Origin of the sequence: Streptomyces sp. NBC_01474 (assembly GCF_035918215.1) — a bacterium.
In the GTDB taxonomy this organism is placed as follows: Bacteria; Actinomycetota; Actinomycetes; order Streptomycetales; family Streptomycetaceae; genus Streptomyces; species Streptomyces aureus.
Map to the genome: position 1 here is coordinate 2,425,792 of NZ_CP109449.1, position 13,612 is coordinate 2,439,403.

A 13,612-nucleotide genomic window follows, 5' to 3' on the forward strand; every position below is an offset into this window, starting at 1 on the left:
TCGGAAAGCGGAGGCAACTGAGGCATGCTCGCTCCCACTGTCTTGTGCAATGAAGCCGCAGGCCGACGACAGGATGCCCCCGCCTCTCTCCTAAAGCGGTGGTCAGCAACCACGCGGAATAGGAGAAGCCCCCGCACGCCTGTCGCGACATCAGCTGACCGGCCGTGAAGCGCTCCGAGATCGGTGGAGGCTCCGGACTGCACCGAGTGGGGTGGAGCCGTCGCTCGCCGACCAGCGGATCGCCCCGAACCCGGGCAGTGGCAACCCCTTCACCACCCCCAACGTCGGCACGGACCCCGTCAAGCGCCGATATCACGTCACGTTGCGTGCTTCGGACGTCATCAGGGGCGGGTGTCTTCAGGGAGCACACGGGGAATCTCGCGCTTGAGGATCTTCCCGGTGGCGCCCTTTGGGAGGGCATCGAGGATCCAGACATCACGGGGGTACTTGTAGGGAGCGACGCGTGCCCGTACGAACTCACGTAGCTCGTCCGCCGTGGCCTCGTTGCCGGGGTGCAGGGCAACAACGGCGGCGACATCCTCGCCGAGGGTGGGGTGAGGGATGCCGATCACGGCGGCTTCGGCGACAGCGGGGTGTTCGTGGAGGACCTCTTCGATCTCGCGGGGGTAGACGTTGTAGCCGCCGCGGATGACCAGGTCCTTCTTCCGGTCGACGATGAAGTAGTAGCCGTCCTCGTCGACGGTGGCGAGGTCGCCGGTGCGCAGCCAGCCGTCGACGATGGTCTCGGCGGTGGCCTCGGGGCGGCCCCAGTAGCCCTTCATGATGTTGTGGCCCCGGACGCAGAGTTCACCGACGCCGTCCTTCGCGTCGATCAGGCACAGCTCGATGCCCTCGATCGGGGTGCCGATGGAACCTGCCTTGCGCGGGCGGTCCAGGTGGTTGAAGGAGGCGACGGGCGAGGTCTCGGACATGCCGAAGCCTTCCAGGACGGGGCAGTCGAAGGCTGCCTCGAACGCGTGCAGGACCTCGACGGGCAACGAGGCGCCACCGGAGGCGCACAGCCGCAGGGTGGAGGCATCGTGGGCTCCGGGCTGCTGTGCGTCTGCGGCGAGCATGGCGGCGTACATCGTCGGCACGCCCTCGAAGATGGTGACCTGCCGCTGCTGGATGGTCTGCAGGGCCAGAATGGGGTCGAAGCGGGGCATCAGGGTGAGGCGGGCGCCACTGGTCACTGCGGCGTTCATGGCGCAGGTCTGGCCGAAGGCATGGAAGAGCGGCAGGCAGCCCAGCAGGACGTCCTCCGGGCTGAGCCGGAGCAGTGGCGTCGCGATGATCTCGGAGTTGTGGACCAGGTTGGCGTGAGTGAGCTCGGCGCCCTTGGGAACCCCGGTGGTGCCGGAGGTGTAGAGGATGACCGCGGTGTCCTGCTCCTCGCGGGTCTGCTCGGGCGCGGGCACCGGGTGGGCGGCGAGCAGCTGGGTGAGCGAGCCGGGCCCGACAGGCACTACGTCGGCGGCAGTGCCCTTGGCCCCGGCAGTGGCCTCCTCCGCGACCGAGGCGAAGGCGAACAGCAGCACCGCGCCCGAGTCGCCCAGGTAGTGGGCGACTTCGCGCGACTTGAGGAGGGGGTTCATCGGGACGACGATGGCGCCGGCGCGCAGCACGCCGTAGTACAGGACCGGGAACTCCAGCAGGTTGGGCAGCATCAGACCGACCCGGTCACCGGGGGTGACACCGCGTGCGGCGAGCAGCGCGGCCACCCGGCCGGCGAGCGCGTCGAGTTCGGTGTAGGTAAGCGAGTGGTCGCCGTGTTCGACGGCGGTGCGGTGGCCGTGTGCTGCGGCGGTACGGCTGAGAAGGTCGGCGAGGTTCAACTTCGGCCTCTCGTCTGACGGTGGCGGTTCGGGGATGGCGGGGTGCGGGCGGGGTCAGCCGCGCAGTGCGGAGGCGAAGATGGCGGGGAGCTTGGCGATCGCCGGTGCGGCGGTGAAGCGGGTGACGCGTTCGATGGTGGTCCGGGCGGTGCGGTTGGTGACGAAGTACGGCGGTCGGGGCGACAGTGACGGGGAGCCGGTGATCAGGCCGCGCGGGGCGGGGGCGAAGGGTGCACGCAGCACGGTCTTCTCGATGTCCTCGAGCATGAAGGCGTTGTGGACGAAGCCGATGCCGCTGCCGATGTCCTGGCGGGTGTGGCCGGGGTAGGCGCCCCAGGGGGTGTAGCCGAGCAGGAAGCCGACCGCTGACCAGCAGTTGACGCCGAGGGTCCCGTAGCGCAGCCCGGCCACGGCCGCCTCGACCGCGGAGCGGTGGTTCTTCTCGGTCCTGGGGTGGACGATCAGGGTCGCGCCGAGGGTGCCGGGGAGCTTGTCGTTGGCGAAGTCGACGGCGCAGCGCAGGAATTCGGCCGCGGTCGCGCCGGGCAGGCGGACCACGCCCAGTGCGCTGCCGAAGACCTCGTCGGTGATCAGCATGTCGTCGTGGTCGGTGATGTCGGGGACAAGGATCCGGCAGGGGCCGTCGCCGTGGGTCTCGGCTTTGGGGTGGGCCTTGAGGACCGCGCCGAGGCGCTGGTCTGCCCCGGGGTAGTAGTCGGTGCGCGGCGGCAGCTCACGCAGCACCTTCCGGATCTGCTCCAGTAGCCGCTCGGTACCGTCCCACTCCGCCGGCAGGACCAGGATCTGACTGGCGATGCAGTTGTGGCCGGAGTTGTTCATCTTGCTGGTCACGATGTGCTCGGCCTGGAAGCGGAAGTCCGCCTCGCTCCACGGCCCGGGGGCCACGATGCACGGGCTGACGCCGCCCAGCTCACTGCTGAACGGCTTGCCGATCAGCGGCGTGTCGTCGCGGCGGCGCTGCGCGGCCTGCTCGTCGGTCCCCCACACGATGGCGTCGTGGGTGCGGTCGCTGCCGGTGACATGGATGGCGTCCACGCCGTCGTGCGCGGCGAGATAACCGCCCGCCGCCGCACCGCCGTCGACGAACCGCAGCCAGCCGCGCTCGACGAACTCGGCGAAGACCAGCTCGAAGTGCGGCCGGAGGTAAGCGTTGACCGGGTTCATCTTCGCGACGACGACCTGGCCCTCGACATACAGCTTGTGCAGGATGTCCAGGGCGGTGATGGCCGCGACATTGCCTGCGCCCAACACCAGGGCGACGGCCGGGCGTCCGGGCCTCCCGCGGTACTCGCCGGCGGCCCGGTCTCGCACCTGCTGCGCGCTGGTGCCCGCGCGCATCCACACCTGGGCGGTGAACCCGTTGAGCAGCAGGGTGTCCCAGCCGGTAGCGGGGAAGACGTCGACCCAGGTGCGGCCGTTCCCCTCGTGCACGGCTCCCGCGTCGATCGGTTCGTTGCCCGCGGCGATCCGACGCAGCGCATGCAGATAGGCGCTGACGTTCTGGGCGAGCGCCCACGGGGCGCCGGCCCAGTCCTCGGCCGCCCACGGGGAGTCGGGGCCGTAGCCCTTGGCGCGGGCTCCGGCCGCGGCCATCTCCGCGGCGCCGTCGGCGATTCGCGGCAGCAGCCGCTCCAGCAGTGCGATCCGCTCGACGATCGGGGCCGCGGCCCACGATGCGGAGCCTTCACGCAGCTCGGCGACGGCACGGTTCAGCAGTTCGGTGTCGATGGCAGGGGCGGTCACGGATCGGCTCCTAGGGCAGCAAGGGTGGTCGGGCGCGTGTCGGTGGGTCAAGCGTCGAGGCGAGCGGTGTCGCGAGCCGGGGCGATCAGGGTGAAGGCCGCGCACACCCGCCTGCAGCAGGACACCGGAGAGCAGAACGGCGCTCTGGTACACGCCCCAGCTGTCGACCAGTTGTCCGACCACGGCCGGGGCGATCAGGCCCGCGGTGGTGACCACGGCGTTCACGTACATAAGGCGCCGCCGCGCCGTGCCGGCGGGGCCAACTCGGCGACGACGGTGAACGCAACGCTCGCGAAGGATCCACCCATGCCGAAGCCGACCACCAGCAACGCGGTCTTTGCCCCGTCCCCGTCCACCAGGGGCACTGCCAGGCAGGCGGCCGCACCGAGCAGCAGGCTGCCGCCGACCCGGCCACGCGCCCGGCGGCTGTCGACTACACGGCGCATCAGCCAGTCGGTGAGCGCGGCCTGGGCGAGCAGTACGAGTGCTCTCAGCGCCCAGGGCCGGCCGACGGTGCCAGCGCCGAAGCGACCTGCGCTCGTGCGTCAGTCCAAAATCCGGTCGGCCCGTTGGCCGTTGGAACTACTGCGCGGTGCGGATCAGCGTCTCGGTGCAACCGTAGGCGGTCATCTATTCCGTAGGCGGGAGGATGCCGAGCTGCCGGGCGAAGTCTGCGCCGTCCCAGTAGATCGTGTTCTGGCGGATGCGCAGCTGGTCGTCCCACTCGGCGACCGAGACAGCCCGCAGCCCTTCAAACCGTCGGCCCGTCGCTTCGATGCCGAGGAAAGGCGCCCCGGTGAAGGTCCCGCTGGCATGCCACTGGACTGTGGTCCACGAGCCGTCGGACAGGATGCGTTCGGTCTCGACCTCCATGTCGGGGAACGCGGCCAGGAGCTCGGTGAAGAAGCCTACGATCGCGTCCAAGCCGCGGAACTCTCCGACCGCGACGAAAGTGTCAACGGCGTCGGGGCTCCACATCTGCTCGGCGTTATCGAGTTCGTGGCGGCCGATCTGCTCGAACAAGGAGCGTGCTGCCTCCGCGGGTGTGGTGGGCTGGGTGATGCTGCTGGACTCCATCGCCTGCTCCTTCTCAATCTCGATCGGGGTCTCTTAGCGCTCACGCGCTCCCGATTTCGTCATGCCGGCAACGGTGCCAGCGCCGACGTGACCTGCGCTCGTACCTCAGTCCAAAATCGGCCCGGTCCGTTGGCCGTTGGATCAATGCGGTGCCGCGGCATGCTCGTGCACAAGCCGGAACAGCGGTCCTCGGAGCGGACATGGGCCGACGTCCTGGCCCTGCGCAACGGCTCCGGTTTCAGGGCGGTCGCCAGGTTCGGGCGCGACTACCAGTGCCGCTCCAATCCCACGGTCCCGGTCACCATCGGATGGAGCGAGCGCGAACGCATCCTGCCCCTGCACATGGCTGATCTGGCCCGCGAGCGGATTCCCCAGGCCGAACACGTGACACTGCCCGGCTGCGAGCACATGCCCATGAGTGACGACCCGGCACGCATCACTTCCGTCATCCTGGACACCATCGCAGCAGCAGCAAAGCCGTGACGTCACGCGCCGCCTGATGCCATCACGTCGGCAGGCCCTCCGCGTCCTCGCGGAGGGCCTGTCGACCTCAGGGGTCGCCGAGCAACCCGAGCCGGGGCGTGACTGCGGCCGTGCGGTGCCGGTGAGCCGGCCGCGGTTGGCCTGCCCACCGGCACCGCACGGCCGGCCCGTCACTGCCGGGACATGGCGATCCGCCAGCGCTCCTCAACCGGGATGAGGTGTTCCTGATTGGCCGCGGCGGCGTCCACGTCGATCTGCACCCACCGGATCTGGCCGGTGAAGTCGTTGCCGCGTGCCGGGTACTCCGGCGTGACGGGCGAGCCCGACTCACGGCCCACGTTGGTCGTCTCGTCCAGGGAGAACACCATCGCCTGGGTCACCGGCAGCTGCCCGCGGCCCACCTCGGTGCCGTCGACGTGGAGCGTGACGGTGCCGCCCTTGGCCAGCCCGGGGCCGGCGTAGTCGAACTCCATCCGCACCTGGTGCTCGCCGGCCGGAATCTTGTCCTGCGAGCCGACGTAGAAGTACTTCAGACCCACCAGGTTGTAGCAGTAGCGCAGTCGGCCGCCGCGGACGTACAGGCTCCAGCCGCCGGCCATGCCGCCCTGGGAGAGGATGACGCCCTCGGCGCCGTCCTCCGGGACCACGACCTGCGCGGTAACAGCGTGGCTCTTGTTCTTGATGTTGATGACGGAGCTCTCGTTGAGGTGGCCCATGCCCGGGAAGAGCACCTGGGTATTCCCGCGGATGAGCTGCGGCCGGCCGGCCAGGTCGGGGTCCAGACGCTCGGCGGCCCGGTCGTCCATCGGCAGCACTCCGTGCTTGGTCGCCTCGATCAGCCACAGCCGCTGCAGCTTGTGGAGCATCTCGGGCTGCTCGGCGGCGAGGTTGCGGGCCTGGGTCCAGTCGTCGGGGCCGTACAGCTCCCACACGTCGTCGTCGAAGGCCACCAGCTTCGCTCCCACCATCTCCCAGGGCGTGCGGTGCTTGGTGACCGCGGTCCAGCCACGGTGGTAGATGCCGCGGTTGCCGGTGATCTCGAAGTACTGCGTCTGGCGCCGCTCGGGCGCAGTTGCGTCGCCGAAGGAGTAGCCCATGCTCACGCCTTCGATGGGGGCCTGGGTGACCCCGTGCACCGTGGTGGGCTCGGGCAGCCCGGCGGCCTCCAGAACGGTCGGCGCCACATCGATGACGTGGGAGAACTGGTCGCGGACCTCGCCCCGGGCGGTGATGCCGGCGGGCCAGTGCACGATGGTGCCGTTGCGGGTGCCGCCCCAGTGCGAGGCCGCCTGCTTGGTCCACTGGTACGGCGTGCACATCGCATGTGCCCAGCCCACCGCGTAGTGGTTGTACGCAGACGGCGTACCGAACTCGTCCACCTTGGCGCGCAGGAACTCCGTCGACTCCAGCGCGCTGAGGCCGTTGAAGCTGATCGTCTCGTTGAAGCTGCCGTGGTGGGTGCCCTCGGCCGAGGCGCCGTTGTCGCCGATGATGTAGTAGATCAGCGTGTTGTCGAGCAGTTCGAGGTCATCCAGGGTCTGCACCAGTCGGCCGATCTGGGCGTCGGTGTGGGCCAGGAACCCGGCGTAGACCTCCATCTGACGAGTCAGCACCGGCTTGAGGTCGTCGGGCATCTCGTCCCAGTGCGGGATCTCCGCGTTGAACGCGGTCAGTTCGGCGTCGGCCGGGATCACGCCGAGCTGCTTCTGCCGTTCGAAGATCTCCTCGCGCAGGGCGTCCCAGCCGGCGTCGAAGCGGCCGGCGTACCGGTCGGACCACTCCTTGGGGGCATGGTGCGGGGCGTGGGTCGCGCCGGGCGCGAAGTAGAGGAAGAACGGGCGGTCGGGCTGCAGCGCGTGCTGGCGGCGGATCCAGTCCACGCTGCGGTCGGCGAGGTCCTCGGTGAGGTGGTAGCCCTCTTCCGGGGTGCGCTCGGGCTCCACCGGGGTGGTGCCCTCGTACAGCGCGGGGTAGTACTGGTTGGTCTCCCCGCCGACGAAGCCGTAGAAGTACTCGAAGCCGCTGCCGGTGGGCCAGCGGTCGAACGGGCCGGCCGGGCTGGTCTCCCACACCGGCACCTCGTGGCATTTGCCGAACTGTGCGGTGGCGTAGCCGTTGAGCCGCAGCGTCTCGGGCAGCGGCGCCTTGGTGTTGGGCCGGATCGTGTTGTATCCGGGCGCGGAGGTGGCCAGTTCGGTGATGGCGCCCATGCCGACCGAGTGGTGGTTGCGGCCGGTCAGCAGCGCCTGCCGGGTCGGCGAGCACAGCGCGGTGGTGTGGAACCGGTTGTAGCGCAGCCCGCCGTCGGCCAGCCGCTGCGCGACCGGGGTGTCGATCGGGCCGCCGAACACGCTGGACGCGCCGAAGCCCACGTCGTCGAGCAGAATCACCATGACGTTCGGCGCGCCCGCCGGCGGCCGCAGCGGCATGATCGGCTCGAACGACGTCTCCGGGTCCCGGGCGTCGTACGTGGTCAGCCCCGGCCGGGGCCGGTCGGGCATGGGCAGGGCGGTGCGGGGAAGGTCGTCATGCGAGGGCACAGGGCCCCTCCTGTCCGGGATCGGTGAAGCGACGGCGACGGCCGTCCGGGCACACAGCCCCGGTCTCCGGCGCCGTCGTGATGGGTGGGCAGGGACACGGCGGCTCCCGGCATGCCGCCAGATGAGGCGGGCCGAGCGAGTGGCTCATGTCCCGTGTACGCGTGGGGTCTTGTGCGCCGTCCGATGGGGAGCCGGGCGGCGAGGAGGTCACGGCCGCAGCGAGGCTGTCGATCCGGCGGTGAGTGCAGCGCAGCCGTGACGGATCACAGCTGCCGCGGCCTGCGGGGTCTTGACGACCCCTGGCGTGGATGGGACTTTAACGGAACTCGCAGTTACGTATCTAGAGGGTCCGCATGTGACCGCAGCAACGGTCGCGTCGCCCATCGGCGGCTGAGCCCGGCAGCTCGACACCGCCGCCTGCCGTTGGCAGGAAAGGCAGGCCGCGGCCCGATCCTCGTAACTCCGCAAACCTCGCACAACTAGGTGACACCGATGAGTGACGTACCCACCGCGACCACGCCACCCCTGGGCCACACCCCGCGGAACCAGCCCGACGACATGGTGTGGATTCCCGGTGGCGGGTTCACCATGGGGTCGGACCGCCACTACCCCGAGGAAGCCCCGGCCCATGCCGTGAGCGTCGACGGCTTCTGGATCGACCCGCATCCGGTCACCAACGCCCAGTTCCAGGCATTCGTCGAGGCCACCGATTATCGGACGATCGCCGAGCGACCCGTGGACCCGTCCGCGTATCCCGGCGCCGATACGGCCATGCTGGCGCCGGCTTCGGCAGTGTTCACGCCGCCTTCGCATCCGGTGGACCTGAGGTACCCGTACCAGTGGTGGTCGTACGTGCCCGGCGCGAACTGGCGGCACCCTGGCGGACCGGGGACGTCGCGACGCGACCAGCTCGATCATCCGGTGACCCACGTGGCATGGCCGGACGTGCTCGCCTACGCGCAGTGGGCCGGCAAGCAGATCCCCACCGAGGCCGAGTGGGAGTACGCCGCGCGCGGCGGCCTGCCCGACAGCGAGTTCGCCTGGGGCGACGACCTCACCCCGGGCGGCCGGTACATGGCCAACACCTGGCAGGGCCAGTTCCCGCACGAGAACCTGGAGCTGGACGGCTATGCCGGCACCTCGCCGGTCGGGGCCTTCCCGGCCAACGGCTACGGCCTGTACGACATGATCGGCAACGTGTGGGAGTGGACGTCCGACTGGTACGCCGACCACCGGCGCCTCGCGACCAACGCGCCGACCTGCTGCGGCGCACCACGGCCACGCTTCAACCCGGTCGGCGGCGCGGAGGCGGACAGCGTCGAACCCGGTCAGCTCCAGCTGCGTATCCCCCGCAAGGTGATGAAGGGCGGCTCGCACCTGTGCGCGCCGAACTACTGCCGCCGCTACCGGCCCGCCGCACGGCTCCCCCAGCCGATCGACACCTCCACCTGCCACCTCGGCTTCCGCTGCATCGTCCGCCCCGCAGCCGGTGCCGCGCAGCAAGGCAGTGCCATGAATCAGCTTGATCGTTGACGCCTGGCCTCGAAGGTGGCGTCGTACATGATCACTCGTGGCGGGATCCGCCGCACGGCATGGCGGCCCACGCCTGATCCTGCGCTCCGACCAGGAACGCACGCGACCAGGACGAAGACCGTGAGGATGAGCCTGCTGCACGAAGGCGTTGACCAAGACCGGTTCGCTGAACTCTCACGCTTCCGGGGTGCATTCGACGCCTGCCCAACGCGGCGCGCGGATGCCCTGTCCGAGCTGTCCGACGCCGTGCTGTGCGCGGACAAACCCGTCAGGTCGCTGGTGGAACCGTCCCTGGCCAGCACCGCCGCGACCATGGCGCCGAGCACTTGTTCCGACGGCCAACGGGCCGGACGGATTTCGGACCTATGTACAAGCGTGGATCACGTCGACGCTGGCACCGTTGTCGGCATGACCGCGCCAGCGCCCCCCACACGCGAAGGGACGCCCATCGTGATCGAGAGTGACGCCGTCGCACTCCTCCGCATCCAGGAGGGCGGCGGCATGGCGGCAGCATTCGTTCGGCTGCCGACCAGGGCGGACATGGGGTCCCGCGCTGGTCGGACAGCCTGACGACCTTTGCCGGTGTCCGCACTGGGGTTACATTCGAAAGGGGCGGGTGGCGTTGAGGATCAAGGACGGCGAAGGTCCACGAGGCGGGCCAGCCCCTCTATCGAACGCCCGGACACGCGCCGCATGCGTTCGAGGACGCTGAGTACGTGGACTTCGAAGACGCTTGTCGGCTGAGTTCGCGGCGACCCGATGCACGCGACACCAAGGCTTCTTGGGTTGCGAGCAGAGGTGGGGTGCAGCATTGTTCCGGACGTCCGAGAATCGTGGCCACGGTCACAGCGGGAGTCGGAGGCGTCGATTGTCAGAGAACCGGTCGGACGCGTTGACTGCCTGGGCAAAGAACTTCGGCAAGAAGGCCTCACAGGACACCCTGGTGGACTCCTTCGCAGACCGGATCAACGCCGTCATCCTCAAGCAGGTCCCCGAGATCGCCGACGATCCCGTCCTCGTCCAGGACTTGCACTGCAGCACCCGCGCGGAGTGGCGCGAGTTCGTTGCGAGCCTGAGTGAGGACCACCGTCTCGTGCGGCCCGGCCAGGGATCCGACCTGGCCCGGACCCTGGCCCGGCGCGGCTTGGACCTCGGGATCCTGTTGAAGGTGTACTGGGTCGCCCAGCAGAGCGTCTTCCAGTTCCTCACCGAGGTCATCGACGGGGCGGGTGAAGACGCTCCCGCGCGTGACGAGATCCTTGTCTTCCTTTGGGGTCTCGGCGGGCAGTGGATGGCCGACGCCGTGGAAAGCCTGATCGAGACGTACTACGAGGAGCGACAGCGGCTGCGCGACGACGCCGTCATACGCCGCGCCGAGACCATCGAAGCGCTCCTCGGGGACGCGCCACCCAGCGCGGACGACGCGACGCGCCTGCTGGGCCACCCCCTGTCACACTGGCAGACCGCCTACGTCGTCCGGGCCCCCGAGGCCGGCTCGTCCACGACCGAGGCAATGCTGGACGTCGCGAACGCCGTCGCCCAGGCGCTCGGCACCTCACGACCGCTGACGATGGTCGCCGGCAGCCGTGACCTGTGGTGCTGGGTCGCCACGCCCCACGAACCCGACCTCGCTCAGTTGCCCGGCCTCGCGTCGGCGTTGCAGCAGGCCGGCATGCAGGCGGCGATCGGCCGGCCTGGTCCGGGGATCCAGGGCTTCCGAGCGAGCCACGCGGAAGCCCGTGCCGCCGAGAACCTGGCCCTCAAGGCTGCCCACGGTCGAGCGCTGGTGCGCTATGACGAGGAGGAGTTGCTCGTCCTCGTTTCAGCACAGGAAACACTGATGCGACGGATGGTGGCCCGCGAGGTCGGTCAGCTCTGCGGCGCCGACAAGAACCTCGCCCTGCTCCGCGAGACCGTCCTGGCATACCTGACGACCTTGAACATTGAGACGACGGCCGAGCGGCTGTTCGTACACAAGAACACGGTGCGCTACCGCATCGCACGGGCCGAGGAGTTGCTCGGGCACCCGTTGTCGCAGCGCTCGACGCAAGTCGAGCTCGCACTGCGATGGGTCTCGCTCTTCGGCGCTCCTTCCGACACACCCTGATCCACACCCCCGACTTGTTCCAACGGCCAACGGGCACTGCCTGTTTCGGACTGAGACACGAGCGCACGTGGCGTCGACGCTGGCACCGTTGCGCGTACGACGAATCCCGGAATGGCCGGCCGGGTCATCCTCGTGCAACGCCTCCCGACTCGCCACCTGGAACCGTGACCCATGGACTCAGTGATCGCCTCTGTCTTCCTGCCGGCAGCCCTAGCGGTCGTCATGCTCGGCCTCGGACTGTCGTTGACCGCCGAGGACTTCGCCCGCGCCGCCCGCCAGCCGCGCGCGGTGGTGGTGGCGCTCACGCTGCAGCTGCTCGTCCTGCCCGCACTGTGCTTCGGGCTGGTCGTGGCGTTTGACCTCCCCCCGGTGCTGGCGGTCGGGATGATGCTGCTCGCGGCGTCTCCGGGAGGCACCGTCGCCAACCTGTTCAGCCACCTGTTCCACGGCGACGTCGCCCTCAACATCACACTCACCGCCATCAACTCGGTGGTCGCCGTGGTGTCCGTCCCGCTGATGACCAACTTCGCCCTGGCGTACTTCGCACCCGACCTCGGCGCGGGGCACCTCACGCTGCAGTTCGGCAAGATGCTCCAGGTGTTCGTGATCGTGCTGATTCCCGTGGGGATCGGCATGATCCTGCGTCGATCCCGCCACGCCTTCGCCGAGCGCATGGACCGTCCGGTGCGGATCGCCTCGACCCTGGTGCTGGCCCTGGCTGTCCTCGGCACCGCCTACAACGAGAGGGCCCATGCCCTCGGCTATGTCACCTCGGTCGGCATGGTGGCGCTGCTGTTCTGCCTGGCCAGTCTGACGCTCGGCTTCGTCGTGCCGAGAGCAATGGGGGTGGAGCACCGCCAGGCCGTCGCGGCCGCCTTCGAGATCGGGGCGCACAACGCGGCCCTCGCCATCACCATCGCCGTCAGCGCCCTGCACAGCGTTCCGCTCGCTGTTCCCGCAGCGGTCTACGGATTGGTGATGATCCCTTGCACCGCCGCTGTCGGCCGGCTGATCACCCGCGGCAGCTCGAGGCCGGCGGCCGTCAAGTCCGCCATGGCGGCCGACACTTCCGGCTGAGACGCTGCACCGAGCGGAACCGAAACGCCCGCGGAGACCCACGGTGTGCGTGGCCCTGCCGAAGCGCACCTTCACGCTCCCCTTTGCCGAGCGGTTCCACGCGCTGATCGAGATGCAGGCCGCCGACTGTGCCGCACGCGGTCGGGTGCAGCGACCATGCCAGGGCGTCAGCGCCAGTCCGGATGGCGCACGACAACAGCCCCGCGCCCGGCCCCGGCACCTGCCGACCCATGACCGGCGCTGCCGTTTCCCTGACCGCCTCCGCGGTCTTCTGTGAGGCATGCACCGTGGCCGCGGCTCCCGCCGTTCTGACGGCAGTGGGCGCACTGGCCGCGGGGTGTAACTGGATCTGCCGATGACTGCTCTGAGCGCGATGCGCGAGGAACTGTGTCATTGGCTCGAAAATGTATTCGAGAAGGGCTGTCGATGGAAATACACGTCTCCGAATCCATAGAGATCGCTGCACCGCCGAGCGTCGTCTACACGGCAGTGACGAACGTGGCCGACATGGGCCGCTGGAGCCCCGAATGCACCGGCGCCGACGTCAAGGACAACGGCCTGCAGGAGGTCCGGCCCGGGATGAAGTTCACCGGCCACAACCGCTCCGCCAAGCGCCCCTGGTCGACCCAGTGCACCGTGATAGCAGCGGAGCCAGGCGAGCGGTTCGCCTTCCTCGCCCGTGGCGTAGGGCTACGCGTCGCGATCTGGACCTACCGGTTCGAGCCGCTCGACTTCGGCCAGGCGACCAAGGTCACCGAGACCTGGATCGACCAGCGCGGCTGGTTCATGCACTTCATCAGCCCCAAGGTCAGCGGCATCCGCGACCGGGCCACCCACAACCGCCAGACCATGAAGGTCACCCTCCAGCGCCTCAAGAAGACACTGGAGAAGGAGCACCCGTCACCTGAGGCCGTCTGCGGTGACACTGGTCCTGTAGGGCCCGATCACTCCAGGGCAGCGAGCGGGAGACGCCTGGATGGAGTCGACCATGAACGCACGGAAGGACACCACAGCGCGCCGGGGCGGGCCGGACACTGACCGCGGCGCTCGGTTGGTGCTGGATGAGCAGGGCCTGATCGCTGAGTGGAATCAGGCGGCAAGGGAGCTGCTCGGGTATCCGGCGGAGGAGGTTCTGGGCCGCCCGGTGGCGAGGCTGCTGGCCCGAGAGCAGCCGGCCTCCCCAGCCGCAACAGCGG

General features: G+C 69.3%; 10 protein-coding genes and 2 pseudogenes. 7 read left to right on the top strand and 5 right to left on the bottom strand.

Annotation, left to right across the window (positions count from 1 at the left end):
- Positions 1–341: 341 nt before the first annotated feature.
- The 4 genes from OG758_RS11490 to OG758_RS11505 all read right to left on the bottom strand — a co-directional run bounded on the left by OG758_RS11490 (position 342) and on the right by OG758_RS11505 (position 4,676).
- Entirely contained in the window at positions 342–1,835 is a 1,494-nt protein-coding gene (locus tag OG758_RS11490; protein ID WP_326709898.1) for a long-chain-fatty-acid--CoA ligase, read from the bottom strand.
- A gap of 54 nt (positions 1,836–1,889) precedes the next feature.
- On the bottom strand, positions 1,890–3,599 hold the full coding sequence (locus OG758_RS11495) for an aldehyde dehydrogenase family protein (RefSeq protein WP_326709899.1): 1,710 nt from the start codon (positions 3,597–3,599) through the stop codon (positions 1,890–1,892).
- Between the two features lie 221 nt (positions 3,600–3,820).
- Positions 3,821–4,045 carry a hypothetical protein gene (locus OG758_RS11500; protein WP_326709900.1) on the bottom strand — a complete coding sequence of 75 codons (225 nt, stop codon included), beginning with the start codon at positions 4,043–4,045 and terminating at the stop codon, positions 3,821–3,823.
- 184 nt (positions 4,046–4,229) lie between these two features.
- Positions 4,230–4,676: an ester cyclase gene (locus tag OG758_RS11505; RefSeq protein WP_326709901.1), complete on the bottom strand. Its 447-nt coding sequence runs from the start codon at positions 4,674–4,676 to the stop codon at positions 4,230–4,232.
- A gap of 159 nt (positions 4,677–4,835) precedes the next feature.
- Here OG758_RS11505 and OG758_RS11510 point away from each other — a divergent pair, with 159 nt between their 5' ends.
- Entirely contained in the window at positions 4,836–5,159 is a 324-nt protein-coding gene (locus OG758_RS11510; RefSeq protein WP_326709902.1) for an alpha/beta fold hydrolase, read from the top strand.
- A 170-nt stretch (positions 5,160–5,329) separates the two neighbouring features.
- Here OG758_RS11510 and OG758_RS11515 read toward each other — a convergent pair whose 3' ends face one another.
- Positions 5,330–7,699, bottom strand: a complete 2,370-nt coding sequence (locus OG758_RS11515; RefSeq protein ID WP_326709903.1) for an arylsulfatase — start codon at positions 7,697–7,699, stop codon at positions 5,330–5,332.
- 492 nt (positions 7,700–8,191) lie between these two features.
- On the opposite strand from OG758_RS11515, the gene OG758_RS11520 reads away from it, so the two are divergent.
- The 6 genes and pseudogenes from OG758_RS11520 to OG758_RS48985 form a co-directional block, all read left to right on the top strand.
- Positions 8,192–9,232, top strand: a complete 1,041-nt coding sequence (locus tag OG758_RS11520; RefSeq protein ID WP_326709904.1) for a formylglycine-generating enzyme family protein — start codon at positions 8,192–8,194, stop codon at positions 9,230–9,232.
- A gap of 126 nt (positions 9,233–9,358) precedes the next feature.
- Positions 9,359–9,526: pseudogene (locus OG758_RS11525) on the top strand (NF041680 family putative transposase); the annotation flags it as partial.
- 598 nt (positions 9,527–10,124) lie between these two features.
- Positions 10,125–11,339 (top strand): PucR family transcriptional regulator, encoded by a 1,215-nt coding sequence (locus tag OG758_RS11530; RefSeq protein ID WP_326709905.1) that lies wholly within the window; start codon positions 10,125–10,127, stop codon positions 11,337–11,339.
- A gap of 171 nt (positions 11,340–11,510) precedes the next feature.
- Positions 11,511–12,416, top strand: a complete 906-nt coding sequence (locus OG758_RS11535) for a bile acid:sodium symporter family protein (protein ID WP_326709906.1) — start codon at positions 11,511–11,513, stop codon at positions 12,414–12,416.
- Positions 12,417–12,842: 426 nt separating this feature from the next.
- Complete coding sequence (locus tag OG758_RS11540) at positions 12,843–13,454, top strand: SRPBCC family protein (RefSeq protein WP_326709907.1); 612 nt, start codon at positions 12,843–12,845, stop codon at positions 13,452–13,454.
- Positions 13,405–13,599, top strand: a pseudogene (locus tag OG758_RS48985) (PAS domain-containing protein); the annotation flags it as partial. The gene OG758_RS11540 and the pseudogene OG758_RS48985, both read left to right, overlap by 50 nt.
- Positions 13,600–13,612 lie beyond the last annotated feature (13 nt).

Excerpts from the sequence above, each read along its gene's own strand:
- OG758_RS11500 (WP_326709900.1), bottom strand. The coding sequence starts at position 4,045 with ATGCGCCGTGTAGTCGACAGCCGCCGGGCGCGTGGCCGGGTCGGCGGC.
- OG758_RS11505 (WP_326709901.1), bottom strand. The coding sequence starts at position 4,676 with ATGGAGTCCAGCAGCATCACCCAGCCCACCACACCCGCGGAGGCAGCA.
- OG758_RS11510 (WP_326709902.1), top strand. The coding sequence starts at position 4,836 with ATGCTCGTGCACAAGCCGGAACAGCGGTCCTCGGAGCGGACATGGGCC.
- OG758_RS11520 (WP_326709904.1), top strand. The coding sequence starts at position 8,192 with ATGAGTGACGTACCCACCGCGACCACGCCACCCCTGGGCCACACCCCG.
- OG758_RS11535 (WP_326709906.1), top strand. The coding sequence starts at position 11,511 with ATGGACTCAGTGATCGCCTCTGTCTTCCTGCCGGCAGCCCTAGCGGTC.
- OG758_RS11540 (WP_326709907.1), top strand. The coding sequence starts at position 12,843 with ATGGAAATACACGTCTCCGAATCCATAGAGATCGCTGCACCGCCGAGC.